The following is a 26952-nucleotide window of genomic DNA, read 5'->3' as shown; positions in this document are numbered from 1 at the left end:
GATCGAAAACGTTAACGAGAGCGGTTAGCTAAAGAAGTTAACTTGATTCTTCAACGACTCGGCTTGTTTTTGAAGTTCGTCAGCGCTGTGGGAAGTCTTAGCACTGGTTTCACGGCTCTGCTGGTTGAGATCGCTAATCGCATGCGCGTTTGCGGCGATTTCTTGAGAAACCTGAGCTTGTTCCTCTGATGTTGCAGCAATGGTTTCTGCTTGGGAAGCAATAGACTCAACTTGAGAGGCAATCGACTCTAGAGCTGTGCCTGCTTCTTGCGCTTTATCGAGTACCTGGTTGGCATTTGATTGGCTTTGTGTCATCAGGTTCACGGCATTGTGGGTCGACGACTTCAGTTTCTCTATGATGCTCACTACATCTTGTACTGATGTTTGTGTTCTATGAGCGAGCGTTCTTACTTCATCAGCAACAACGGCAAAACCACGACCTTGTTCTCCTGCACGTGCTGCTTCTATCGCAGCGTTCAACGCAAGTAAGTTGGTCTGTTCTGCAATGTCGTCAATCATTTTGGTCACGGTTTGAATGCTTTCGCTATCAGAACTTACTTGCTCGATGGCCGATGCTGATTTGTCTAATTGATCATTCAGTTGGGCCACATCAATGCAGACACCTTCAACAACTTCTAAACCTTTCTGGCTGTCTTCATTGGCTAGTCGAACATTTTCAGCAATGCTGTTCACTTGCTGAGCCACTGATTCTGCAGAGGTAGCCATCTCTTCTATAGCTGTAACGACTTGCTCAACCTGTGCTTGTTGGCGATCAGATTGGCTCAAGTTGTGGCTGGCATCTTGTGACACACTGCTCGAGCTATTTTGAACTTGGTCACTGGTCGCGCGTATCTCGCCCACAAGTGTATTCAATTGGGCTGCCATGTTCGCCACGCCAGTGTTTAGGTTGCTGATTTCGTTCTTAGTCTGCTTACCATTGTTTGGAATATGTAAGCTTACTTCGCCTTTACCTAAACGGAGCATGTATTCGTTTAAGGTCGTTAGTGGCGTCAGTGTACGGTTTAACACGAAGGTTAACGCGACGATGGTAGCGGCAGCAATCAAGGTGGCAATAATAGCGATGAGCTTCAACAGTTCATCACTGCCCTTGGTCACTTCCTTGATAAAAGTACCGCCAAGTAATTTCCAATCCCACCCAGGAACTTCAGTGTAGACGAGATATTTTTCACCTACCGTTCCTTGGTACTCAAAAGGGTAGAGAATCAAACCGGATTGCTGTTCAAAGATCTGATAGAAAGGTTTGTTACCATCGTAGTCAGCAACATCAACAATCGATTTACCACCACCAACGTTGGTAGGGTGCAGTAAGTACTGGCCTTGATGCTCTTTCTCGTTATCAACAATGATGGTGTATCCCGTATCACCCCAAGAAACCGAGCGTAAAGATTCAAACAGGCTTTGAGTCGCGTCTTCTACTGGTAGGCCAATGAAAGAGATACCGTTGACTTTGCCTTGAGCATTGGTCAAAGGCGCATAGTAGGTGATGTAACGTTGACCGAAGAGCTTAACTTGAGAGTAATAAGGCTGGCCATTTTTGAGCTTGCTATAGCCTGGATGATTTTTCCCTAGCGTGGTCGCAACGACTCGTTCGCCTGAAGGTTTTTTAAGAGAAGTAGAGACACGAATAAAGTCGTCGCCAAATGGGGCAAATAGGGTCGCTACGGCGCCGGTGTCGCGGGTAAAGCTATCGACGAGTTTGGTGTCATTGATTAGGCTCTCACCATACTGAGTCATGTTGGGAATTGAATGACCGTTGAACTCAACGTCATAACTTTCAACATAAACACCTGCTAGGTAACCGTTACGAAAAGTGGATTCTAAAACTTTAGCGGTATGCAGGTAAGCATCAAACTGACCAGAGATGGTTTTGGCCATCGCTTCTACTTTGGATTGGTGTTCTTTTAACGTGTTGTCTAATAATACCTGTGAGGCATTGCGGTACACGAGTGCTGCAATGGAGCCAAAGGCAATAAGCAAGCACAGCAAAATGACCAACTTAAGTTGGAAGCCAACACTTTGATTTTTGTATTTCTCGAACATGAATTCACTATCCTGTCTTCATTGAGGTGTTGTTAAGTGGTTTTAAGGAAGTTTGTTATTGAGCTTTCTATCATAGGTACTTATTTATCGGCAGTAATTGATAATAATTAATGAATTGATGGTTATATTTATAAACTAGAGTGATGGGAACCATGTGGCGTGGGTTTAAACGAAGAGGCGATGGACTACTGGCTTGTGTTAAGACGTTGATTACTGGACGGTACGTGTGAGGTTAGGGGCAATAAAAAATGCAGCGTTATGAGCTGCATTTTTTGTCTAATTAAATTCGCTAGAGGCCTAGTTTGAAGAAATCACCGTAATCAGCTGGTGGCTTTCGCCAGGCTGTAGCGTTTTGCCTGTTTCTAGGCTTGGTGCGTGTAGTGTTGATTCTACACACATCATGGTTAGGTAACCGTCGTTTTGCATATCGCCCATACCTGCAGCGCCTTCCGCCCACGGGTTCCACAATACTGCAGAGTTATGACCGTGGTTCTCAACCGTTAGTGTTCGATCCAATTTTTTGTCGGCAACAAGAATTTGAGCTTCTGGCTGTGTGTAAACACGGTCAATAGTGTCAGTCAGTACTAGCTCAGTACCACCTTGGCAGATCTTGCCACCTTGTAGGCTATCTATGTACTCAGCACCCATACCTGTTGTCGTAGTATTGTGAATATCACCGACATTTAGGTAAGTGTGCAGTGCGCCAGAGAAAGTCCATGGTTGCGAATCTATGTTCTTCACATCCAAAGTTACTTTTAGTTGGTCGCCAATCTCAACGTTCAATCGAGCATCGAATTGATGAGGCCATACTGCCAGAGTCGTTTCACTAGGTTTTAGGCCTAAGCTAACAATTACGCCAGCTTCGCTTTCACGGTGCTCAACCAATTGCCATTCGCTTGAACGTGCAAAGCCATGTGCAGGTGCTGCAATACGACCAAACCAAGGCCAACATACTGGAATACCGCCACGTAGGGCTGTTTTTCCGTCGAATTTAGCTTGTTGGCTCATCCAAATCAGGTCTTCTTGACCTTGTGGTTGAAATGACACCACATGACCGCCAAACAACGAAATCGCTGCGTTTGCTTTATCGTGGATAACGCGAACCAGTTTTACACCTTCGTGTTCAACGATAGTGACGTTGTCAGAAAGTACAGTCAGTGCAGGTAGAGTAGATAAATCCATTACATGATCCTTCTAAGGAAATTGAATTCAAATGCTGACAAGAACTAGGGTGCTTGTGATTTTATGAGTGACAAGCAGAGTCAGTATTGGAATTGAATTTCAGTGTTTTGGTGATCGGGATTGAAGTCGGAAGTCGTTTAAAAGATAGCAGGTATTAAAAAGGCGACACTAAGGTCGCCTTTTTCAAAGTCTGCTCAAAACAGTCTTCGCTAATGCTTATCTAAAGCGATTTCTAAAAAGAAATTACTTAGAGATGTGAGCGATTAGGTCTAGAACTTTGTTTGAGTAACCGATTTCGTTGTCGTACCAAGATACAACTTTAACGAATTTGTCAGTTAGAGCAACACCAGCTTTAGCATCGAATACTGAAGTTTGAACTTCACCGATGAAATCTTGTGATACTACTTGGTCTTCAGTGTAACCAAGAACGCCAGCCATTTCGCCTTCAGAAGCTTCTTTCATTGCAGCACAAATTTCTTCGTAAGATGCAGCTTCTTTTAGATTAACAGTTAGGTCAACTACAGATACGTTAGCAGTTGGTACACGGAAAGCCATACCAGTTAGAAGGCCGTTTAGTTCTGGAAGAACAACGCCTACAGCTTTAGCAGCACCAGTTGAAGATGGGATGATGTTTTGAGAAGCACCACGGCCACCGCGCCAGTCTTTAGCAGAAGGGCCATCTACAGTTTTTTGAGTTGCTGTAGTAGCGTGAACTGTAGTCATAAGACCAGACTCAATGCCCCACTTATCGTTAAGTACTTTAGCGATAGGTGCAAGACAGTTAGTAGTACAAGAAGCGTTAGAAACGATGTCTTGACCAGCGTAAGATGCTTGGTTAACGCCCATTACGAACATTGGAGTTGCATCTTTAGAAGGACCAGTAAGAACTACTTTCTTAGCGCCAGCAGTGATGTGCTTACGTGCAGTCTCGTCAGTTAGGAAAAGACCAGTTGCTTCAGCAACTACGTCTACTTCGATAGCATCCCACTTAAGATCTTCTGGGTTACGCTCAGCTGTAACACGTACAGTTTTACCGTTAACGATTAGGTTACCGCCTTCAACTTCAACAGTACCGTTGAAACGGCCGTGAGTTGAGTCGTACTTAAGCATGTATGCCATGTATTCAACGTCGATAAGGTCGTTGATACCAACAACTTCGATGTCATTGCGCTCTTGCGCTGCACGGAATACGAAACGACCGATACGGCCAAAACCATTAATACCTACTTTGATAGTCATTGTAGTTGCTCCACAACTTAATTTCTGATTAAAGATAACTGGTAGTAAAATTACAGAATCCAGTATACATCTGCAATAGATAATCCGACTTAACTTGTTTAATGTCAAAAAAAAGCGACGCTTTTCTTAACAATTGGGTGTAAGTGGTTGAAATTTGACCATTGCGACTGGCTCTGAACCCTTCCAGTTGGGTAAAATACCCCTAAATGATGATTCACTTATGAGTGTATATGTACAATGTTTCCTGGTGAGAAAGTATGTGCTACAAAACGACTCATATGCAAGCCTTTATAGAAAAAAGTAAATATAATAAAAGAGAATGTGGACGGATATTAACGTGATTCACGAGGAAGAAAATATGACAAAGCCTGATGAATACTGGCGTGAACGCCTAACTGATGATGAATATGAGGTGTGTCGACTACGTGGTACTGAGGCCCCTTATAGCGGTAAGTTGTTACATAACCATGATACGGGTATCTATAGCTGTACCTGCTGTGAAACCCCTTTGTTTATATCGGATAACAAATATGATTCAGGGTGCGGTTGGCCTAGCTTTGACGCCCCTGTGAATGATGAAGCAGTACGCTATATAGAAGATCTAAGTCACGGAATGAAGCGTGTAGAGATCCGTTGTGCAGCCTGTGATAGCCATTTAGGTCACGTTTTCCCTGATGGACCTAAGACAACCGGTGAGCGATTTTGTGTTAACTCAGTGTCGTTAATTTTCAACAAAAATGACAAAACTACGAAATAACTTGTAACTATTGTCTAATCCTTACAAGTTGCTTTCAGGCACTTAAAGGGATGAATAGCCAAGTGGGTAGGGTTAACTCTAGTACAAATAAAAACAGCTACCATGAAGGTAGCTGTTTTTTTGTGCATTTAGAAATCAAAAGCTAATAGTTCGGCACTATGGATGCGGTGTAAACGCCGTCTTCAATGGCTTCGACAATCTTTTCGGCATCATCATTGAATTGCTTGTATTGAGGTTTGTCGAAACGATACAACACATTAAGTTCTGCTTCTGAAGCGATGGGTACATCAAAATCTTTGGCGACCATAGCCCATAAATACGCTTTCTCTAAATGGCCTAAGCTGTGATTAATACTGGCCATGGATTTGAAAATTTCAGTATTGACGGCAGAACCATTGGAAAGCGTTAAAGCATTATTGAGCAGCGTTAAAGTTTTTTCATGATCACGAGTCGTGTAGAAGGTGGCTAATGCATATTGCATTTCTGCCGTGTTTAACGCTTCTTTTCCTTCTAGCTGCAAGAAACTGCGTCTGGCATTGGTGTCACCGGTTTGTGACCACAAGAAGTAGAGCGTTTCTGGTGTATCCGATTGAGACAGCTCTTTAACGATTCGTTCAGATTCTTCAATACTATGCATTAAAGCCGTGAAGCGACGTTCTTGAAGTTTAGATTGATCGATGGTTTCAATTTGTGCAGCCAACTCTAGACACTTCTTATAAGAGGCGACCAACTCAAATTCTTTGATCTTATTGATTTCGGTTGGTTGTTTTAGAACTTCGAAGCGATGCCAGATGAGATCGGTACGTGCCACACGGCATTGTCCGTCGTTCATATTGAGCTGTTCACATTGTAATGCCGAATTGCTTTGGCATAGCTGATCCGTGTTCTTGTTCCCTTCAAGGCAACCAGCAAGCGCAAGAGGCAATATGCCAATAGCCAACCATTTCATAATCTTCATATTCCTTCACTTGTGATCAATTACACTTATTTTCGGTGAGGTTCTTGACTCAATTCTGTTACAGGTTATTTTCTGGTGAAAATTGTTAAAACTAGGGCTCTATCATGGATGCAGAACAACTTCTTAGCGCAATGACTCCTGAGGTCTACGAGCGTTTAACTTATGCCGTTGAAACGGGTAAATGGCCAGAAGGTACGGCGCTTTCCAAAGAACAACGTGATTCGTGTATGCAAGCTGTCATGTTATACCAATCTAAACATAATGATGAAGCTCAGCATATGACGATTGCGGCTGGTGGTGATATTAGCTTTAAATCAAAGGCTGAACTCAAGAAACAGTTTAAATCAGACCAAGAAGATATTGTTAGGGTTAACCCGAATCATTAGGCTTAAATTACAACAAAGGGGAGGCACTGTGCCACCCCTTTTTAATGTTAAGCTGTTTATTTGTAAGCAATAAATCTAAATAACTTGCTTTAAAATATCCGCTTACTTACAAGCTCATCTCACCGCGTAACACTTGTTGCATCTTATTTTTTACTTCTTCGTAGCCAAGGTTTTGGCTGAGCAAGTAATGCAGTTTCGCAAGTGCTGCTTCTGGTGTCATATCGTAACCACTCACCACGCCAGCTTCCGCTAACGCACAACCCGTCGCGTAACCACCCATGTTGACTTTACCCGCCAAACATTGAGTTAGGTTAACCACAATCACACCACGTTCAGAGGCATCTTTTAGGTGCTGAAGCAGTTCTGGGTTCTGTGGCGCATTACCAACACCAAAAGTAAGCAGAATCATCGCGTTAACAGGCTGTAGTAGCGTGTTACGGATCACTTCATGTGATATGCCAGGGTACATAGTGATCACACCGATGGGTTGCGGTGTGATGTTATGAACCTTGAAAGCACCTTCAGGTTGTTCGTTTACCTTTACGTTATTGCTGATCTGGATATTGATACCCGCTTCTAGCAATGGGGTCAGGTTTGGAGAGGTAAATGCATTGAAGCCATCAGCGTGTGATTTTGTGCTGCGGTTACCACGCATCAACTTGTTGTTGAAGAACAGTGTCACTTCGTTGATAGGGTAGTTTGCTGCAATGTGCAGTGCATTCAGTAGGTTTGCTTGTCCGTCTGAACGTAACTCTGCTAATGGGATCTGAGAGCCCGTAACAATCACAGGTTTGCCGAGGTTTTCTAACATGAAAGACAGAGCTGAGGCGGTGTAAGCCATTGTGTCTGTGCCATGCAGGATAACGAAACCATCGTATTTATCGTAGTTCGCGCGAATATCATCAGCGATAGTTTGCCAATCAAGTGGCGTCATATCTGAAGAGTCCATAAGTGGAGAATATTCGTGAATGGTGTACTCAGGCATCTCTGGGCGATGGAACTCAGGCATGCCAGCTAGCTGCTTATCCATAAAACCAGCGACAGGAACATAGCCGTGATCTGCAGATTTTTGCATGCCAATTGTGCCGCCGGTGTACGCGATATAGATGTGTTTTCTTTCCATGGCGATGATTACTTAGTGTGATGTAGGGAACAGGGGGGCGATTATAGCGAATTATCGTGCAATAAAAAGAGGCACCTCACACAGAGGCGCCTCTCGATCATTGAGCTTTTGGGTTAACCTATTGAACTTGGCAGTTTAAGCAAAAAGCATAACGTCCTTGTGGGTCGTTAAAGTTGCCTAATAGTTGGCTATCTTGAGCTAACTGCTGAGTAACAGGCTGTAAACTGCTTGGTATCATCGATTGAATATCAAGACCTATCGACATCTGTACTTGGTTCATAAATTGCTGAATAAACTGTTCAGTCGCCGTAAGAGGCTCTTCTACCCAGTAGATATTGTAGCTTTCTAGTTCAGCGAGTGAAGCGGCCGCTTCAATTGCGTCATCAAAGTCACCAATCTCATCCACTAAACCTTTCTGCATCGCATCTTGACCCGTCCATACTCGACCTTGAGCAATCTTATCGACAGCATCGACTTCCAAGCCACGGTTTTCTCCAACTAAGCTAATGAATCGGCGGTAGCCATTTTCAATGCCCATTTGGAACGCATCTTTCGCGCCATCGCTTAAGCCTGTAGTAATACCAAGGCCAGAGAAAGGTGATGTGCCGACACCATCTGTGTAAACCCCAATGTCGTTCAAACCTTTTTCGAAGGTTGTAATAACACTGAAGATACCAATTGACCCCGTTAGCGTGGTTGGTTGCGCTAGGATTTTGTCTGCACCCATTGAGATCCAGTAACCACCAGAAGCAGCAAGGCTAGACATGGAAACCACAACCGGTTTGCCGGCTTCTTTAAGCGCTTCGACTTCGTTGCGAATCACTTCTGAAGCAAAGGCACTGCCGCCCGGGCTATCTACACGAAGCACAACCGCTTTCACTTTGTCGTCGTTACGAGCTTGGCGAAGTAGGGCTGCAGTGGTATCACCACCAACAGTACCTCTTGGCTGCTTACCATCCATAATGGCGCCGCTAGCAACAATAACTGCCACATCATGTGATTCGCTGGTCATGTCTGGAAGCATGGTTGAACGGTATTCGTAGTAACCAAATGCGTTGTAGCTATCTTGGCCATCACTGCCGAATACATCTGCCAGCTCTAATCGAACTTGTTGGCGTGTTGCCAGTTCATCAACTAAGCCAAGTTTCTCGGCCAGTTTTGCAATATCGCCGTCAACAGACTCAAGCTCTTTTAAGAAGGTGTCCATGCTTGGATTCAGTGTTTTCGCATCGATTTGACGGTTGTTAGAGACATCATCAACGTATGCGCCCCACAGTTGGCCTAACCAACGAGAAGCGGACTCTTTCGCTGCGTCTGACATGTCGTCGCGAATGAAAGGTTCGATTGCAGACTTGTAAGTACCGACGCGGAACACGTGCGTATTTACGTCAAGCTTCTCTAATAGAGTTTTGTAGAATAGCGAGTAAGCACTGTAGCCTTTAAGCAGCACGCCGCCGTCTGGTGATAAGAAGACTTTGTTAGCGTAACTGGCTAGGTAGTACTGGCTTTGGTTGTAAAAGTCACCCACCGCATAAATCGGCTTACCTGTTGCTTTGAATTCATTAAGAGCCTTAGCAATGTAACGAAGCTTGGTCAGGTTGGTTTCTGGCAGCTCTTTGAGTGCTAAAACCAGACCAGTGACGTTTTCGTCGTCTTTGGCATAGCGAATCGTTTCAACGATATCAAACAGGACATTCTCTTTCGGGAGGTCTTTGCCAAGCAGTGAACCTGTTACGGAGTCCATCGGATTAATGTAGCGACTTTGCTCGACAATCGGCCCTGAAAGGTTAAGTACCAATGCCGATTGTTGCGGAACGGTTGGTTGAGTCGTATCTGAGTGAAAGTACACAAAGTAAATAATGGCGATACTGAGCAAAAAGAATAGGTTAACAAGCGCAAGACGCACAAACGTAATGAGCTTCCAAATCCCTTTAAAGATCATACCGATAAATTTGAATATTTTTTTCATTCTGTCTCCACAGTGAGATTACGTCGCTTTAACAAGTCGTAGTACCATTAATCTCAATAATATTAACTGCTTAGTATCCTACGATAATTCCCTAGCTCAAACTACACCAAGAATTGTTAATCGATATATATTCTCATTAAGTGTAGTCATATTAAGGACTTTTGAACGATTAATACGTCCTGCATTATGATCGGTGTTACAAAAATGTAAACGGTTGTTTGAACTTTTGGTGATTGAGCTATACTGTGGTCTGACCACAAGGATAAAATAATAGAAGTGATGTCTGCCATGTACCCACATTTACTCGAACCACTCGATCTTGGATTTACTCAGTTACGTAACCGTGTATTGATGGGATCAATGCACACGGGTTTAGAAGAAAATAAAGAAGGCCTACACAAACTCGCCGCATTTTACGAAGAGCGAGCTAGAGGAGGCGTTGGCCTTATTGTAACCGGTGGTTTTTCTCCAAATCTACGTGGCAGATTAACTCCGTTCAGTGCTGAGTTCAGCAAGGTTAAACACGCGAAAGCTCACCAAGTTGTCACAGAGGCCGTGCACAAACATGGCGGTAAAATTGCCCTTCAATTGTTGCATGCTGGCCGCTACGCGATGCACCCTTTTGCTCAAAGTGCTTCGGGCATTAAAGCGCCTATCGCTAAATTCGCACCGAGCGAAATGAGCCCGCGTCAGATTAAGAAAACCATTGATGCCTTTGCAAATAGCGCGGAGCTTGCTCAAGTTGCCGGTTATGACGGTGTCGAGATCATGGGCTCTGAAGGTTACTTGATTAACCAATTCATCTGTAAGCGTACCAACATGCGTTACGACGAATGGGGCGGTTCTTATGAAAAACGCATGCGCTTCCCATTAGAGATTGTTAAGTCGATTCGTGAAGCCGTTGGCGACGATTTTATTATTATTTTCAGACTATCGATGCTTGATTTGGTTGAACAAGGCAGCACGTTTGAAGATGTTGTATTGCTTGCTCAAAAGCTTGAAGAAGCGGGCGTGACCATTATCAACACGGGTATCGGTTGGCACGAAGCTCGTGTTCCTACGATTGCGACTCAGGTACCACGTGGTGCTTTCTCTTGGGTGACGGAAAAGGTGAAACCATATGTGTCTATCCCAGTGGTGACATGTAACCGCATCAATACGCCAGAAGAAGCAGAACGCATTCTCAGCTCTGGTCAGGCGGATATGGTGTCTATGGCTCGCCCATTCTTGGCTGACCCCGATTTCGTTAATAAGGCCGCTCAAGACCAAGCTCAATTTATTAATACTTGTATCGGTTGTAACCAAGCTTGTCTTGATAACGTATTCAAAGGTAAAAGAGCGAGCTGCTTAGTTAACCCACGAGCGTGTTACGAAACAGAAATTGTTGTTCAACCTGCTCAAGCCACTAAAACTATTGCCGTAGTCGGTGCTGGCCCCGCAGGTCTAGCTTGCGCGACAACGTTAGCGCAGCGTGGACACACGGTTGACTTGATTGAGAAAAATGACCGAATCGGTGGCCAATTTAGACTGGCGATGCAGATTCCGGGGAAAGAAGAATTTAGAGAAACCATTCGTTACTTTGCGAACCAAATTGATGCAGCTGGCGTAAATCTTAAACTCGATACTGAAGCGACGTTTGAGATGCTGCTTAAGTACGATGAAGTCGTTATGGCGGCGGGTGTTGAACCTAGAAAGCTTAACCTCGAAGGGATTGACCAAGAAAAGGTAGTCGATTACCAAACCTTAATTCGTGAAAAGACACCTGTAGGCGAAAAGGTTGCGATTGTTGGTGCTGGTGGTATCGGTATTGATGTGGCAACCATGCTCACTGAGCCGACTTCTCATAGCTTGGACGATTGGCTGCATGAGTGGGGCATTGATAAGAACATGGAACATCCAGGTGGACTTTATCCTTACCCTGATTCGTTCAGTGACAAAACGGTTTGGGTGATGCAGCGTAAAGCCGGTCGTGTGGGTAAAGGCCCGGGTAAAACTACTGGTTGGATTCATAAGCGTACTCTAGAAAAACGTGGCGTTAACCTATTAGGTGGCGTCAGCTACAACAAGATTGATGACCAAGGTCTGCATATTACGATTGATAAGAAAGAGCAGGTACTCGATGCCGATTCCGTTATCGTGTGTGCGGGTCAAGTTTCTGTTCGCCCGTTTGAAGACATGTGGCAAGAGTTTGGTGGCAAACTGCACGTGATCGGTGGTGCTGATTACGCGGGTGAACTTGATGCGGTACGTGCTATTCGCCAAGGTGTTGAGTTAGCAATTAAACTCTAACAACAAACAGAATACACTCGTTCATAAACTTGAACTAAACCTGTAAATAAGGCTCCTAAGTCATAGATTTAGGAGCCTTTATTGTTTCCAATATTGTTTGAACTATTGTGTCAGTTGGACAGCCGTTGAGATTTATTATCGTTTGTATTCTGTGCTACAGTTCAACTATACAAACAATAAAAATTAGTAAGGACTTCAAATGGATGCTTTGGATCTATTGCTCAACAGACGCTCTATCGCAAAACTCTCTGATCCAGCACCTGAAGGTGTCGCGTTAGAAAATATCATCAAAGCAGGTTTACGAGCTCCAGACCATGGCGCTCTGACACCGTGGCGCTTTGTTATCGCACAAGGCTCAGGGTTACAGAAACTTTCAGATATCTTGGTTCGTGCTGCCGAAGCGGATAAAAGCGAAGAAGCGGTGATTGAGAAAGTAAAGAAAGCGCCGTTCCGAGCTCCAATGGTGATCACTATCATCGCAAAGGTAACTGAGCACGAAAAAGTGCCTGCGTTCGAACAACATCTTTCTGCAGGTTGCGCTGCGCAAGCTATGCAAATGGCGGCAGTCGCACAAGGTTTCCAAGGTTTTTGGCGTTCAGGTAAATGGATGTTCCACCCTGAAGTGCACCAAGCTTTCGGCCTAGAAGGCGATGACGAAATTGTTGGTTTCCTATACCTAGGCACTCCGGGCTGTACGCCAATGAAAGTGCCAGAGCGTGACTTCTCAAAGTTCGTCGAGTTCTTATAGATACTTTGAAAGCAGCCCAATTCGACTTACAAACTGAATCTTGCGATCAAAGTTATAATAGCCGTAGGTAGTTGAAATTCATCAGCAACTAAGAAATCTATAATTGCTAAGACTGATTCGATAAAATCTAACAAATTAGTTAGTTTTTGAAACATATTTTATGCTCTCGCTTTGTGCCAAGAATTGCACATTGTCTTTAACTCAAACTTTGATATGATTCGTCGTGAAATTAGTAATCGTAATCATTGTTCAGAAGTCTGTGCCCTTTGTAGGAGAAGGATTCAAACTTTGTTAATGCAACGTGCGTGATACTGATAAATAAGTCCACACTAGTGTGGGCTTTTTTATTGCCTGTGTATTGTCATTCTATTCCTCTCTTAAGTTGATTTTCCTTTACCACGATATGTTGTGCTTGCTTGATTTTAACTGAACAATATAGCGTGCTTTTCTATACTATTTACCTGCTATATTTTCTCGTATTTAACGAGAACCACCAACTTTGAGTATTGATTTAGGTCAATAAAAGCCCCAAGCTGACCAAGATCAATTCATTATTATTACGTTAGTTCTCTCTTTAGGAAAAATAAATAAAACCAATAATATAGTGTCAAAATCGTTGCTTTTTCTAGAGTCATTGCAGGTAGTAGCCGAATAGTTATTGGAAGACTCAAAGCAAGGAAGCTAGTAACGAAAGCTTATATCAGGCAAGTATTTAGCAGTGCATATTTACTAGTCAGTAGTTTTTTGAATGCTAACTGTATAAACAACCAGTTTTCCTTGATTTATTAGGGCCACATTAGATAATGTGGCCCTAATTGTTTGTAGCATCTGGAAAAACATGTCTCGCCTTATTATTGCTGAAAAACCAAGCCTAGGCCGCGCGATCGCCGCCGCACTACCTAATCCACAAAAGAAAGACCAAGGGTTTATTAAATGTGGCAATGGGGATGTGGTGACTTGGTGTATTGGACACTTATTGGAGCAGGTTGAGCCGGATGCTTATGACGACCGTTATAAGAAATGGAACCTCGCCGATCTTCCTATTGTGCCAGAGCAATGGCAGCTGAGACCGCGTAAAACTTCAAGCAAACAGCTTACGGTGATCCGAAAGCTATTGAAGGACGCGACCCAAATTGTCCATGCGGGTGACCCGGATAGAGAAGGGCAGTTGCTGGTTGATGAAGTGATTGATTACTGCAAGGTGTCTAAGGCTAAGAAAGAGTCGATGGACAGGTTGCTTATCAGTGACTTGAACTTGCCAGCGGTAAAGCGTGCGCTCTCTCAAATGCGCAGTAACCGCGATTTTATTCCACTTTCTATTTCTGCATTGGCGCGCTCTAGAGCCGATTGGCTTTATGGCATGAACATGACTCGCGCGTATACCTTGCTTGGTCAAAAGGCGGGCTACCAAGGCGTGTTGTCGGTAGGACGAGTACAAACGCCTGTTCTTGGTTTGGTCGTAAGGCGTGATGAAGAGATCGAAAACTTCATTCCTAAAGATTACTTCACGCTGCATGCTTTGATCCCATATCAAAATAACGGCCAGAGCTTTGATATTCGTGCGCGTTGGAAACCAAGCGAAGCATGTAAGCCATGGCAAGATGAAGAAGGCCGGGTGCTCAATCGAAAACTGGTTGAGAACGTGGCTCAGCGAATTACGAACCAACCTGCAACCGTGACGGAATCAGAGCAGAAGCAAAGCAAACAAGCTGCGCCACTTCCTTACTCACTGTCAGCTCTACAAATTGACGCGTCCAAGCGTTTTGGAATGAGTGCTCAACAGGTACTCGATACTTGTCAGTCATTGTATGAGAAACACAAACTCATCACTTACCCACGTTCTGACAGCCGATACCTGCCTAAAGATCACTACTCGCAACGAGAGTCGGTAGTCGATGCTATCGCTAATAATGCGAAAGAGCTGCAAAGTGGTGCTCAAGGTGCGGATCTTTCTCTTAAATCCAAAGCATGGAACGACAGTAAGGTCGATGCTCACCACGCGATAATCCCAACACCGAAAAAATCATCGGTGAACGGCCTGTCTGCTAATGAGATGAAAATCTATCAGCAAATCGCTCGTCAGTATCTGATGCAGTTTTATCCGCCGGCCATTTTTGCCGATGCCAAGCTTGTGTTTGATATCGCTGGTGGCGTGTTCATCGCAAAAGGGCGCCAATTGATTAATCCAGGCTGGAAGGTGTTGATGGGTAAAACGGACACCGAAGAGAAAGGCGACGGCACAGATACGGTTCCTCCACTGGATAAAGGAACGGTGCTGACTTGTCGTGAAGGTGTCATTGGCGACAAGAAAACCGAGCCGCCAAAACACTTCACAGAAGCGACATTGCTCCAAGCGATGACCGGTATTGCGCGCTTTGTTGCGAACAAAGACCTTAAAGCTATTTTGAAAGAGACCGATGGCCTTGGAACAGAAGCAACTCGTGCGGGCATTTTAGATACTTTGTTCAAAAGGCAGTTACTAACTCGACAAGGTAAAAGCATTCACAGTAGCCCGGCGGGAAGAGGTTTGATTAATGCCTTGCCTGAGGACTCGACCTTTCCCGACATGACCGCTCACTGGGAGCATCAGTTGCAAGGCATGGCTGAACGAAATCAAGCGTATCAACCCTTCATGCAAGAGTTAGAAAGCAAGATTGATGGTTTGATGGGCAAGGTAAAAACGGGTGAAGTTCCTGAATCCCTGCGCCATCTTCCTAAAGTCGAAAGACCGGCTTTTAAACGCCGCAAAGGTGGTGGTGCGAAGTCTTATGCCAAAAAAGGGACGTATGCTAAGAAAGGTACTAAAAGTTAGGCACTGAGAGCAAACCGCTGTTTATTGGCGATATTAGAATTAACGCCCAACCTTGCGTCCGCAGCGCTTAAACAGCTGTTGCCAATAGTCGACATGGCGACGAGTGGATGATCGAAAGGCTTGATGCGCATCTTTGATGGGAAAGTAATAACTGTGTAGTTCAGGCTGTGCGTCAAACATAGCAAGTTGCGGGGCTAGCTGCTGATAGTAGCCATCCAATTGCGCCATGTAAGGCTGAACCCTGTCAATATACTGTTGTTCGAACACATTGTTGAGATAGCGAAACTTAGTCGTGTCTCGTTGCTTCCCACAGATGATGTTGGCGTCAAAAGTAGTCAGCTGCTGGGTGATGGTATCAAGCTCTGCCGAAGCACGAGATAGTGAGTAGTACAAATCCCCAAGCGTCGAACTCTTCTCTAATCCTTCTTGAACCTCAGTAGCCTTGCCGGAAACGAGCGGTGTGTTTAACGCTTGATTTATGTGCTCTAGCGCGTCACTTGTCTGTCGAACTTGATCGCCAATATCAGCACGTAACCACTGGCTACCACGCATTTGCGACTGCATAGCTTCACTGGCATAGATGAGATTCCATTGGTGCAGTGGAAATTGTGCGAGTTTCTGTTGCTCGATTTCTCTAAGTAATTCTACGATCTCTGGATCTAATTCGTTATTAGATAAACATTGACCAACACCTTCCAGTAGAGCGACTTGATAATCGTAATTTCTAAACTCGTCGGCGACTTTCCCAAGTACAGAGTTTCTTTCTGCAATCAGGTTGAATAATCCACATTGTCGAAGTTGATAACTGTCGATAAGCCCGATAGAGAGTGAAGGAACTTCAATAAACAGCTCTCGCTTTCTCGGTAAGCTTTCGAGCTCCCAGTCTTCCTGTATCTCGTCAGCATCTTGCACGTTGGCGATTTTGGTCTGATAGTCGTCGAAATAGTTCTGTGGGCTGTCATCGAAACATCCAGTGAGCACCATTGTTAGACACAACAGTGTTGAACGTACGAGTAAGCTTGAGATAACGCGACGACCCATGTGACGGCTACCAATCTATTTCGCTACCATCGAAATTAAAGAAGTGACCACTCACTTCAGTATTCGATGACTCTATTACAGTCACAAGGCCTTTAGCTGAAGTCTCTGTATCAATAAGAGCATTAGGGCCGCCCATTTCCGTCTGTACCCAACCAGGATGTAACGCTAACACTGTAAAGCCATTATCGGTCAAGTCGTTGCTTAAACTCTTCACAACCGAGTTTAGAGCCGCTTTAGAGGAACGATAGATGTAGCCTCCGCCTGATGTGTTTTCAGACATGCTGCCCACTCTTGATGAAAGACAGGCGATCTTTTTTATTGGACTCTTTGCTAGCAGAGGCAGTAAGGATTCAACGAGCTTGAGAGGAGCGATGGTATTGGTTTCGAAAACACGACGCCATTCTTCTACATCGGTATTACCTAATCCGTAACCTTTAGGGCCATAGTAGCCTGCGTTGTTGATGAGAATATCGATGGATTCAAGCTTTGAAGGAAGTTCATTGACCGATTGATAGTCCGTGATGTCGAGATGTATGCACGAAAGATTGTTGTTTTCGTTTGCGAGAGCAAGTAACTCTTGTGCTGTGGAAGCATTGCGATAGGTGGCATACACGGTGTGGCGATCATTGACGTAGTGCCGTGCTAGGCTTAAGCCAATACCTCGGTTCGCACCAGTGATAAAAATAACGCTCATAATGATTCCTTGTTAGTTCAATCAGTTAAGTGTGATGGGTTAACGCGAGAAAATCAACGCTCCACCAACTGACCATCAGCATGCTCACGAAAATCATTACTGCTGCGACAGAGCCGCAGATCACACCACAGATGAGTATTACGTTTTTCATTGTTGTCTCTGGAATTAATTAAAGGTAATGATAATTATTATCATTAATTAAGGTTGTCGCCAAGTCTGAGACTGTTATGATTTTGAGACTGATACGTAATACGCCCGATCTATGACTCCTTTAATTTACCATCCAATTTATTCTCAGTTGCCTTTACCAGAAGGGCATCGTTATCCAATCCATAAATACCAACTGTTGCACAGTGCGGTGAAGCACCACATGGACAGCGATCCAAAATGGGGTAATGCATTCGAAATGTTCCAGCCAATGCCCGTTTCGGTAGAACAAGTAAAGCAGGTACACGATGGTGAATATGTCGATTTGCTGGTTTCTGGAAATTTGCCTGCAGCAAAAATGAGACGTATCGGCTTTCCGTGGAGTGAACAACTTATAGAAAGAACACTCTATTCAAGTGGTGGAACCTGCTTGGCTGCAGAAATGGCCATCGAAAGTGGTTTAGCGATTCATCTCAGCGGTGGTTATCATCATGCGCACCGAGATTTTGGCAGTGGCTTCTGTTTGTTGAATGATCTGGTCTTGGCGGCCAAGCACGCATTAACCTTTGAGCATATAGATAAAGTGCTGATCGTCGACAGTGATGTTCACCATGGCGATGGTACAGCAACTCTTTGCCAAAATAATGACGACATTATTACTCTGTCGTTTCATTGCGATAAAAACTTCCCCGCACGAAAACCTCTATCTGATTTAGATGTGCCACTAAGCCGTGAAACAGAAGATGAAGAGTTTCTGCGTTGCTTTGAACAAGTCACCAAGCTGGCGATTGCGCATCATCAACCGGATTTGATTATCTATGATGCGGGTGTCGATATTCATCAAGATGACGAATTGGGGTATTTGAATATTTCTACACAAGGGATATTTGAACGCGATTGCTTGATGCTCAATTTAGCAAAGAGTAAAGCGATTCCAATGGCGTGTGTTGTGGGCGGTGGTTATCGGTCGGAACATAAAGACCTGGTGCCGATCCACATGCAGTTACTAAACGCTGCATTGGCTTTGAATAGCTGAACCGTTGAGCTGCGTGATTTTCAGATACAAAAAAGCCGCTGATTTCTCAGCGGCTTTCTTTAATGTGGTGGAGGGATAGGGATTTGAACCCTAGAACCGCTATTAACGGTTGCCGGTTTTCAAGACCGGTGCTTTCGACCACTCAGCCATCCCTCCAGTGCCGCGAATAATATAGTGGTGTGATTCGCTTGTAAACCCCCACAAACACTGTTTGCTTTGTTTATGAACGGTTTGGTCGTTTTTTATCTATATTGATGAAAATTTCACGTAACAATAAGTGTGTTGATTGGTATTGGTTCTAGACAGAAGAGAACTCACTGAGAACGATGACCAAGAACGGCGAACGAAAGGCTTATGTAACGCAGAAATAGAATATCTCAGAAATAGCAGTATTTAAAAATTTACGAGACACCAGAAACGAAAAAAGCCGCTGATTTCTCAGCGGCTTTTCGAATGTGGTGGAGGGATAGGGATTTGAACCCTAGAACCGCTATTAACGGTTGCCGGTTTTCAAGACCGGTGCTTTCGACCACTCAGCCATCCCTCCAGTGGCGTGAATAATATAAGGGGGAGAGTGCCTTGTAAACCCTTAATTATCATAATCTTGTTTGGTTGCTTGTTTTCTGGTCATTCGCGGCAATAAAAAAGGGAAGCAGCATGCTTCCCTTTTTTGTTTGGAGACTAATTAGTCATTTTTTGTGTAGAAACGCTGTAGTTCAGTTAGACCTTGCATCAACACAGGTAAGCGAGGACTTACATTTTTCAGGCGTTGATAATTCTGGTCGTACAATTTGTAGTTACCAAATTTATCTAGCACCGTTGTTTGTTGATCAGTAACAAGAGCCAATTCGCGAGAGTCGCCCGCTAGGATCCATTTTCTCTTACGCTCGTTAAACAGACTACGACCGCTACTGAAATCAGTCGGGTTCGAAGATACACCTAATAACTCTTGCATCAGTGTTACGGATACATCTAAATGACTCGAACGATGCGTATATTCAGAAGCAGACTTACCAGGCCAGCTGATAAACAGCGGAACCTGCAACTGGTAGCGACTGTAGTTGGAGTTTGCACCCCAGCTATTGGTCTTGGTTTCATTAAATTCAGTACCGTGGTTCGACGTGATGATAACCACAGTATTGTCTTTTAGATCGAGACGTTCTAATTCTGCATAAATTGTCGCAAGCTGAGCATCAGCCGCTTGAGCTGACTTTTGATAGTCTGCAGCAAAGCGTTCTGCTGTGCTTAATGTAGAGTCAGACTCTGAACTAGAATCGTAGCCAGCGAAGTTATCCAGCGTGGTCAGTTCTATGAAGTTAAACCAAGGGCGTTTAGCTTGCGGTGATTGAATCCAGTTAGACCAAGCTTGTATCGCGCTTTTGTCATCATAAGTTGCTTGCTCTGGCATAACATCACGGCCTCGGAAGATGATTTCCGAGTAAAGAGCATCGTCAAAGTTATCGCCACTGAAAGCCGCAAACTTATAATTGTGATTATCTAAAACATCCAACAGTACTGCACTTGAACCTTGAGCTTCGATGCTGCTTGCGTAGCTGCTCGGAAGGCCGTAGAACAAACCGAAGATACCAAACATATCGTTACTTGAACTGTAGTGGTTGGTAAAGTTGATCGATTGCTGTGCGTAGGCATAGCTGTTTGGCATCGCTGTGGCATTAAGCGCATCAGAGCGAAGATTGTTCACACTCACCATCAGGATATTAAGATCATCACTGCGGCGGTTGTATTGAATTTTTTCTAGCGGGTAGCTAACTAGGTTTGCGTTCTCTTTATTCGCTTCTAAACGCTCAAGGTACTCTTCACGGTCTAATAGGCCGTGTTTTTCCATAAAGCTTTTCGCTGTCATTGGGTAAGACAGTGGGAAGTTCGCTTTCTGGCTAGTAATTGGGTTATAGAAATACGCATCAGCCCACATGTAGGTCAAGTGGCTGCTGATGAAACACAAGAAGAAGACGGCAGTAATCGGACGGCCAATGTGTTTATGAGACAGTTTACGCTGTTTACGCCAAACCCATTCAGATAGGCCGAGCTGTAATAAGAAGATAAACGGCATAACAATGAAGAGGTGCTGCAAATCAGAAGTAAATGCAGATTCCTCTCCACTGAATAAAACCTCCCACACGACAGGTGTCAGGTGGAGGTTTATATTTTGATACGTTTGGGTATCAATCAGTAGGACAGTTAAACCTATGGTCGCGAAGATAACGGCAACCAAACGTAATAACTTCCTCGACGGAAGAATAAAAGTGAGCGGGAACAGCACTAATAGATAGAGCGCGAACACTAAAAAGCCAAAATGACCAACCCAAGATGCAGCCAAATAGAATTGACCCAGCAAGGTTTCTGGCCAAGCAGATTGAGTAATATAACGAGTACCTATCAACATCGCAGCAATGATGTTGAAAAATGCAAACCAGTGACCCCAACCAACCAGTCGAGATACACGATCGCTATAAGAGTTTGCGCTGTCTACCATTTATAATTCTTTTTTCCGTCAATCAAATTTAGTGAGACTGTTTGTCTTCAAGAGAAGAAACCAACGCCTCGGCAAATTTTTCAGCAATTCCTTTGCGTTGTGAAGCAGCAACGTTCTGATTTAAGACATTGGTTGCGATATTTCCAGCGATCATCAGTGAAAGTTCTGGTGAAGCTTTGTGCTTTGTTAATACAGCACCTACTTCAGCTAGGATTTTTTCAACTTGTTCATCTGTGTATTTAGATATAATCGGCATAAGGACTCTAATAATGATAGTAAAAGCGGCTTATGATAACCTACTATGCACGACAACTGAAACCTGAACGGTAATATTTTCACTATGAGCCTTCACCTTTCCAACGTAATTTTACACCAGTTAAGCAAGAACGATCAGGAAGAACTGATTGTTAACTACCGTGCTGAATCTCTAGAAAACGATGCTTCGTCTGAAAGCCTCGTGGCTGAGCTTCACCGAGTGTTCAACTCAAAAGCAGGTAAAGGGTTTGGTTCTTTCAAATCCGACAGCGAATTCCAGCAGTCGTTGCATGAATTTCGAGCGGGAGAGCAAAGTTTTTATGATTTCTCTCAAAAAAGTGCGCTACGTCTAAAAGATGAGCTTTCAAAGTATCCTTTTGCTGATGAAGGCACTTTGGTACTTGCTGAATATCAATCATTGGCGACAGATTACCTTTTCATCGGTTTACTGCCTTCGAACCAAAGTTTGAAAGTGACAGAAGGGCTAGACATCAGTGCGACTGATTACCTTGATATCTCTAAGATGGATATTGTGGCGCGCCTTGATCTTTCAACATACGACACAGACAAAGAGTCAAACCGTTACCTTACATATATTAAGGGACGTGTTGGCCGTAAAGTTGCTGATTTCTTCTTAGACTTCCTTCAAGCAGAAGTTGGCTTGGATGCTAAGCAACAAAACCAAGTGCTGATGCAAGCGGTTGAAGATTTCGTTTCTGATTCTAAGTTAGAGAAAGAAGAAGCGATCAGCTATAAAAAGCAGGTTGCAGATTACTGTAACGAACAGCTAAAAGCGGGCGATGAAGTTCAAGTTCGTGAACTTTCTGGTGAATTACCAGCAAGCACTGATGGCACTAGCTTCTTTGACTATACTAGTGAGCAGGGCTATGAGTTAGAAGATAGCTTCCCAGCCGATCGCGCAACTATGCGTAAACTAACAAAATTTGTTGGTGCGGGTGGTGGTTTGAATGTTAGTTTTGATAGTCTGCTTCTTGGTGAGCGTATTTTTTACGATCCGGAGACAGATACACTAACGATTAAAGGAACGCCGCCGAACTTGCGTGACCAATTGACTCGCAATAAGTCATAGTCCGAAGTTAACGGATAATAGCGGCAGCGGGATGTTGTCGCTTATTTTCTGCTTTACACTCTCGAAAACTGAACCGGTGTGAGGCTGACATGCACAAGGAATATTGATGGAACAATCAGTGGCAACGCCCCATCGCTTTAAAAAGCCTGCAACTTTCTTGGTTGTACTTCTGGCTCTATGGTTACTTCCTTCGTTGGCCATCCTTCAGCTCAGCCGTTCTTACAATAATTCCCTAGCTCAAATTGAAGAGCTTGGTATTCGTGTTAACGAGTTAAGGCAGTCGCTTTACTTCTCTGAACCGCTCCGAGTCTCTCGTATTAATGACCTAGCCCTTGATGCGCAGTTGGTGTATTCGATTCGATTGCAGATTGAATCGGACTTTGAGCATGCGTTTTTCCGCCCTGACGTCAACCAACTGCTGTATGTCGCAGACCAATTCTTAGAAAAGTTCGATGAATTTATCCCGATAGAAAGCCAAGTGCAGGCGATAGTCGATAACATCAAGGCATTGCGCGCTGACAAGAAGACCTCTTCTAAGTTAAAGCCTCTGTTAAACGAATTTGGCGTCGTGGTGTTTGAAGCCATGTATTCTGACAATCAAAGTTCCTCGGCGACGTATCGTTCTTTTGACTCTATTCTCAAACGATCTTATTCGTTAAAAACCAAAGAGCAGGAAGCCATTCAACAGTTACTTGCTGATGCTTCTACGCTGTTAGGTGATTATGCCCAGCTTAATTATTTAGTTGATAAGATTAAGAAAAATTCAGTCAATGAGCAGATCATCAAGCTTGAAGCTCAATTCCATAAGAGTCAGTTCAATTTACTACTCGCAGCTTTAGGTTTGAGTTTGGTTGCTATGATCGCGCTGATTTTATGGGGAGTGAGTTTTAGAAAGAATGCATCACAAGCTGAAGGTGATCCGGACCATGAACTAGAGAGCAACTTAGGAAAACGAGCAAACGGTTCGAACGCCACGGCGAACCAAGTAGAAACGACAGATTCAAAGGACACGCTCGCTGATGTAAAACAGGCTAACCATGATGTTGCCGCAGTTCCAGAAAGAGCGCCATCGATCCAGCATCCAGTAATGAATGAACCTCAAGCGATATCAACAAATCATCAAGAGACAGAGGCTCATTTAGCTGAGAAACACATCGCAAGTGTGACGGATTCAAAGCCTGCTATTGATATCGAAGAGATGCTAGAGACTCTTGATGGTGATGCTGAATCTGTAGGATTGCTATTAGGCGTGTTTGTGCAAGACCATGCTGATGACTATGCAAAATTCAAATCCTTGCTGACAAAAGACGAGACGTCTGCTGCTCGAATCGTACATAGCTTAAAAGGCGTTGCCGGAAGCATTAAAGCATCGAGATTGGCGATTATTGCCGCCAGTATTGAGATGACAATGAAGCAATCACGAGCGATCAGTGAATACGATCTTGAAGAGTTAGAACAGGCAATCCAGGCTTCGGTCGAATCTGCCATGGCGTATTTAGATCTATCGCACTAATTTTGCGAGAGTTTTGACAATACTCTGACGAAGTGCTCATACAATCCGCGCCATTAGTCTTTGTCAGAGGTGTATATGTTGCGTGTTTCTAGTAAGTGTTTGATGGTGTGGGTACTTAGTATTGTTCTAAGTGGTTGTTCTCTCTTAGAAGTTAAGTTAGATAGCCAAACAACACCATTGACTCAACAAGAGCTGAATGCTCGGATTATGACGCGTGAATACGCTAAGATTTTCTTTACTCGCGTAGAAGATTCGGCTGATTTTATCGCTCAATCTTATCCTGCTGACGATACCCTACATCAATCTTATGTACTGCTTTGGAAGATCCACGCAGAGCAGGGACTTCAACAAGCGGCTTACCAAACTTCTCCAATGTCAGCGTTAATTGATTCGTGGGTGTTTACCGCTCAAATGGACCAGTTTTATACGCAAGGCGACGGTGCTGACTTATTCGTAACTGGCCATGCAGTAGAAACCGCTCATGAGCTTACTCAAGAAGTAGAAAAACTGGCAAAAGGCGTATTGAGTTCTGGTGACTTTAAGAAGAGCCAAGCGTTCGTCGCGCAGTTTGCCGCTAGCCACCCATTTAAAGATCTCGCATTCAGAAGTACACCAGCTTACCGCGATTGGTTAACTTACTTAGGGAAAGATGAATCTCAAATCGTGCAAAATTTGGGAACCATGCCAGAAGCAATGAGTGATGCATCAGACCGTTTAAGCGTAATGGCTGATCAGACGCCAAAGCTAATGTCGTGGAAAGCTGAGTTGGTTGCTTTGAACAGCTCTTTAACGGGTGAAGACCTGTCTAAGACGCTGGAAAGCCTTCGTCAAACATCAGCAAGCATGCAGGACTTTATCGAAAACAATCCTGAGTACATGCAAACGCTGGCTTCTATTATGTCGACAGAAATGCAGCCCTTGCTAAACGACCTTAGCGATAAGACAGACCAAAAATTAGCGATGCTGAGCGATGAACGTGTGGCACTAGAAAAGATGGTGACGCGTGAGAGAGAAGCGCTAGTACAGATGGTTGAGAAAGAGCGCATCGAGATTGCCGGTATTGTGACTTCAGAAAGAGAGTTGTTCACTCAAGATCTAGACCGTGTTTCTCAAGAAGTGGTTGTGCTTGCGATTGATAAGCTGATGGAGCTAATCAAAAGTGTGATTATCTACTTCATCCTGTTTATCTTGGTGGTGTTCTTTGCACCGTTAGGCATCGGTTATTGGTTGGGTAAACGAACCGCCAACAAATAAGTAAATTACTAATTCAGTAACTAAGCAGATCAAAAAAAGAGCGCTCTAGGGCGCTCTTTTTGTATTTAAATGATTAACGTTTTAATGACTTACGCTTGCTGCTTGCTTAACTCTGTCGCTTCTTCAGCTTCAAACGCAGGCGCTGTCGGTTCACACTTATCAACGAACCAACCCATGTAAGACGTCACGATAGTCACGATGATACAGATGAAGCTTAACCACATGAACGGTGCGTAAGACAGTGTAGCAACGCCCAGAATACTCGCCATGTAGATACCGTTATCACTCCAAGGAACCATACCTGACGTCAACGTGCCACCGAACTCAGCGTTACGAGACAGGTTCTTACGTTTGTAGCCTAAGCGGTCGTAGTTTTTCGCACAGATTTTTGGTGTAAGGATGAGTGATACATACATTGCTGAACCAAACACGTTACCCATGAAAGCTGTACCAATTGTGCTGGTTGCTAGTGAGCCTGCGCTGTTTACACGACGCTCGAACACTTTAGCAATCGTCTCTAGCACGCCTACTTTGTCCAGCAAGCCACCGAAACCTAAACCAAACACGATAACCGCCACCGAACCAAGCATTGAAGACATGCCGCCACGGTTAAGAATTGAATCAATGAACTCGACACCAGATGAGATAGAGAACGGTGCCCATGCTGTATTAAATGCAGTAAGGAAGTCGATCTCTTGGATCATCACTGCCCAGATAATACCTAGCAGAGAACCAAAACTGATCACTGGGAATGACGGCATGCGGAAAGCCAATAGGCCAAGCACGATCAATACTGGTACAAATGAGTAAGGCGTAATGTAGAACTGAACTTCCATTGCTTTGATTACAGAGTCAACTTGGCTCATGTCAACGTTGCCCGCGTAGTGGAAACCAAACGCGGTAAACATGATGCCCGTAATCACGTAGCTGATTAACGCAACTGGAAGCATGCCCTTGATATGTTCAACCACTTCAACACCAGACATTGAAGAAGCCAGAATCACTGAATCAGAAAGTGGAGACATCTTGTCACCGAAGTAACAGCCCGAAAGTACTGCACCAGCAGTGATTGGTGCTGGAACACCTAGGCCTTGACCAATACCCATCATCGCAATACCGGCGGTACCAGCAGCTCCCCAAGAGGTGCCTGTTGCCAGAGCGGTTAGAGAACAGATGATCATAGTCGCTAAAAGGAAGATAGAAGGGTGGATAGCTTTCAGACCGTAGTAAATGATAGTGGGTACAATACCGCCCGAGATCCACGTACCAACAAGAGCGCCAACCGCTAAAAGTATTAAAACTGCACCTAAGCCATTAGATATTCCTTTGAGTGCTGCTTTTTCTAAGTCTTTGTATTCGTGGCCAAGGCGAATACCAAGCACCATGATAATGAACCAGCCAATGTACAAGGCAAGTTGGATTGGAAGATCAAGCTTTGCTGTAAATGAAAAAGCAAGGGATAGAAATAGTCCTAACGCGATGATTACCTGCAATAGGTTCGGTAGGCGAGTTTTACTCTGCTTCATATAAGCCTCTGGTTATTTCGAGCATTTATAGTGCTTCGTTATAGTTTGGGGTACGACGTGGACACTACAGTAATTAGATTATTATATCGAAAAAATACACCTAAGTTGTGATATTTGACTATTAAGTCAATGAACCATGGTTTCATTGTCTGAAATTTTGTTAAATTCATGATTGTTACATGTTGATTTTTGTCGCACGTTGTTTTCGTTGTGTAAAATATTATTCTGATTAACCATTGTTAAATAGTGGTAATTGCTGTTAAGGCTTGGTTCTATCAGGATGGAAATTGGAGCGTTTTTATTGGCTAAACCTTTGATGCTAACCATATTGCGTGCTTTATCAGTGGCAAAAGCGACGAATGCGATTCATAGATAACT

Annotated in this window: 21 protein-coding genes and 2 tRNA genes; 9 read left to right on the top strand and 14 right to left on the bottom strand. The window is 44.0% G+C overall.

Annotated elements, in window-relative coordinates:
* Positions 1-24: 24 nt before the first annotated feature.
* The 3 genes from QWZ07_RS17485 to gap all read right to left on the bottom strand — a co-directional run bounded on the left by QWZ07_RS17485 (position 25) and on the right by gap (position 4482).
* Entirely contained in the window at positions 25-2061 is a 2037-nt protein-coding gene (locus tag QWZ07_RS17485; protein ID WP_192852168.1) for a methyl-accepting chemotaxis protein, read from the bottom strand.
* A gap of 297 nt (positions 2062-2358) precedes the next feature.
* The gene (locus QWZ07_RS17480) at positions 2359-3243 is read right to left on the bottom strand and encodes a D-hexose-6-phosphate mutarotase (protein WP_192852167.1); all 885 of its coding nucleotides are present in this window, start codon (positions 3241-3243) and stop codon (positions 2359-2361) included.
* 243 nt (positions 3244-3486) lie between these two features.
* Positions 3487-4482 carry a type I glyceraldehyde-3-phosphate dehydrogenase gene (gene gap / locus QWZ07_RS17475; protein WP_029223576.1) on the bottom strand — a complete coding sequence of 332 codons (996 nt, stop codon included), beginning with the start codon at positions 4480-4482 and terminating at the stop codon, positions 3487-3489.
* Positions 4483-4840: 358 nt separating this feature from the next.
* Here gap and msrB point away from each other — a divergent pair, with 358 nt between their 5' ends.
* Positions 4841-5239, top strand: coding sequence for a peptide-methionine (R)-S-oxide reductase MsrB (msrB, locus tag QWZ07_RS17470; protein WP_029225933.1), 399 nt, complete (start codon positions 4841-4843; stop codon positions 5237-5239).
* 142 nt (positions 5240-5381) lie between these two features.
* On the opposite strand, the gene QWZ07_RS17465 is transcribed toward msrB, so the two are convergent.
* A complete protein-coding gene (locus QWZ07_RS17465) occupies positions 5382-6188 on the bottom strand; it encodes a DUF2989 domain-containing protein (protein WP_029223574.1) in 807 nt (268 codons plus the stop codon).
* A 113-nt stretch (positions 6189-6301) separates the two neighbouring features.
* Here QWZ07_RS17465 and QWZ07_RS17460 point away from each other — a divergent pair, with 113 nt between their 5' ends.
* Entirely contained in the window at positions 6302-6583 is a 282-nt protein-coding gene (locus QWZ07_RS17460) for a YeaC family protein (protein ID WP_017107368.1), read from the top strand.
* Between the two features lie 106 nt (positions 6584-6689).
* Here the strand turns inward: QWZ07_RS17460 and ansA are convergent, their stop codons facing one another.
* Positions 6690-7706 (bottom strand): asparaginase, encoded by a 1017-nt coding sequence (ansA, locus tag QWZ07_RS17455; RefSeq protein ID WP_017111133.1) that lies wholly within the window; start codon positions 7704-7706, stop codon positions 6690-6692.
* Positions 7707-7824: 118 nt separating this feature from the next.
* Positions 7825-9675: a signal peptide peptidase SppA gene (sppA, locus tag QWZ07_RS17450; protein ID WP_192852166.1), complete on the bottom strand. Its 1851-nt coding sequence runs from the start codon at positions 9673-9675 to the stop codon at positions 7825-7827.
* A gap of 279 nt (positions 9676-9954) precedes the next feature.
* Here sppA and QWZ07_RS17445 point away from each other — a divergent pair, with 279 nt between their 5' ends.
* The 3 genes from QWZ07_RS17445 (at position 9955) to QWZ07_RS17435 (ending at position 15524) form a co-directional block, all read left to right on the top strand.
* On the top strand, positions 9955-11964 hold the full coding sequence (locus QWZ07_RS17445; protein WP_029223573.1) for an NADPH-dependent 2,4-dienoyl-CoA reductase: 2010 nt from the start codon (positions 9955-9957) through the stop codon (positions 11962-11964).
* Between the two features lie 199 nt (positions 11965-12163).
* Positions 12164-12712 (top strand): NAD(P)H nitroreductase, encoded by a 549-nt coding sequence (locus QWZ07_RS17440; protein ID WP_012603510.1) that lies wholly within the window; start codon positions 12164-12166, stop codon positions 12710-12712.
* 838 nt (positions 12713-13550) lie between these two features.
* The gene (locus tag QWZ07_RS17435; protein WP_192852165.1) at positions 13551-15524 is read left to right on the top strand and encodes a DNA topoisomerase III; all 1974 of its coding nucleotides are present in this window, start codon (positions 13551-13553) and stop codon (positions 15522-15524) included.
* 39 nt (positions 15525-15563) lie between these two features.
* Here the strand turns inward: QWZ07_RS17435 and QWZ07_RS17430 are convergent, their stop codons facing one another.
* From QWZ07_RS17430 to QWZ07_RS17420, 3 genes are read right to left on the bottom strand one after another with little or no spacing between them, the layout of a single operon-like run.
* On the bottom strand, positions 15564-16565 hold the full coding sequence (locus tag QWZ07_RS17430) for a DUF3080 domain-containing protein (protein WP_192852164.1): 1002 nt from the start codon (positions 16563-16565) through the stop codon (positions 15564-15566).
* A gap of 7 nt (positions 16566-16572) precedes the next feature.
* Positions 16573-17259: an SDR family oxidoreductase gene (locus tag QWZ07_RS17425; protein WP_192852163.1), complete on the bottom strand. Its 687-nt coding sequence runs from the start codon at positions 17257-17259 to the stop codon at positions 16573-16575.
* Between the two features lie 25 nt (positions 17260-17284).
* Positions 17285-17410 carry a hypothetical protein gene (locus QWZ07_RS17420; protein WP_261891219.1) on the bottom strand — a complete coding sequence of 42 codons (126 nt, stop codon included), beginning with the start codon at positions 17408-17410 and terminating at the stop codon, positions 17285-17287.
* 111 nt (positions 17411-17521) lie between these two features.
* Between QWZ07_RS17420 and QWZ07_RS17415 the strand changes: the two genes are divergently transcribed.
* On the top strand, positions 17522-18442 hold the full coding sequence (locus tag QWZ07_RS17415; RefSeq protein ID WP_192852162.1) for a histone deacetylase family protein: 921 nt from the start codon (positions 17522-17524) through the stop codon (positions 18440-18442).
* 65 nt (positions 18443-18507) lie between these two features.
* Here QWZ07_RS17415 and QWZ07_RS17410 read toward each other — a convergent pair.
* From QWZ07_RS17410 to QWZ07_RS17395, 4 genes are all read right to left on the bottom strand, one after another.
* A tRNA-Ser gene (locus QWZ07_RS17410) sits at positions 18508-18598 on the bottom strand.
* Positions 18599-18898: 300 nt separating this feature from the next.
* A tRNA-Ser gene (locus QWZ07_RS17405) sits at positions 18899-18989 on the bottom strand.
* A gap of 138 nt (positions 18990-19127) precedes the next feature.
* The gene (locus QWZ07_RS17400; RefSeq protein WP_192852161.1) at positions 19128-20936 is read right to left on the bottom strand and encodes a DUF3413 domain-containing protein; all 1809 of its coding nucleotides are present in this window, start codon (positions 20934-20936) and stop codon (positions 19128-19130) included.
* A 28-nt stretch (positions 20937-20964) separates the two neighbouring features.
* Positions 20965-21192 carry a YejL family protein gene (locus QWZ07_RS17395; RefSeq protein WP_017107358.1) on the bottom strand — a complete coding sequence of 76 codons (228 nt, stop codon included), beginning with the start codon at positions 21190-21192 and terminating at the stop codon, positions 20965-20967.
* 84 nt (positions 21193-21276) lie between these two features.
* On the opposite strand from QWZ07_RS17395, the gene yejK reads away from it, so the two are divergent.
* The 3 genes from yejK to QWZ07_RS17380 all read left to right on the top strand — a co-directional run bounded on the left by yejK (position 21277) and on the right by QWZ07_RS17380 (position 25048).
* Positions 21277-22281, top strand: coding sequence for a nucleoid-associated protein YejK (gene yejK / locus QWZ07_RS17390; RefSeq protein WP_017111125.1), 1005 nt, complete (start codon positions 21277-21279; stop codon positions 22279-22281).
* Between the two features lie 106 nt (positions 22282-22387).
* Positions 22388-23794, top strand: a complete 1407-nt coding sequence (locus tag QWZ07_RS17385; protein ID WP_192852160.1) for an Hpt domain-containing protein — start codon at positions 22388-22390, stop codon at positions 23792-23794.
* A 75-nt stretch (positions 23795-23869) separates the two neighbouring features.
* Positions 23870-25048: a chemotaxis protein gene (locus QWZ07_RS17380; RefSeq protein WP_192852159.1), complete on the top strand. Its 1179-nt coding sequence runs from the start codon at positions 23870-23872 to the stop codon at positions 25046-25048.
* Between the two features lie 89 nt (positions 25049-25137).
* Here QWZ07_RS17380 and nhaC read toward each other — a convergent pair whose 3' ends face one another.
* The gene (gene nhaC, locus QWZ07_RS17375) at positions 25138-26574 is read right to left on the bottom strand and encodes a Na+/H+ antiporter NhaC (RefSeq protein ID WP_017107354.1); all 1437 of its coding nucleotides are present in this window, start codon (positions 26572-26574) and stop codon (positions 25138-25140) included.
* Positions 26575-26952: the final 378 nt, after the last annotated feature.

Origin of the sequence: Vibrio lentus (assembly GCF_030409755.1) — a bacterium.
Lineage (GTDB): Bacteria > Pseudomonadota > Gammaproteobacteria > Enterobacterales > Vibrionaceae > Vibrio > Vibrio lentus.
Note: the sequence above shows the minus strand (reverse complement) of the source record. Positions and strands in the feature narration are given on the sequence as shown.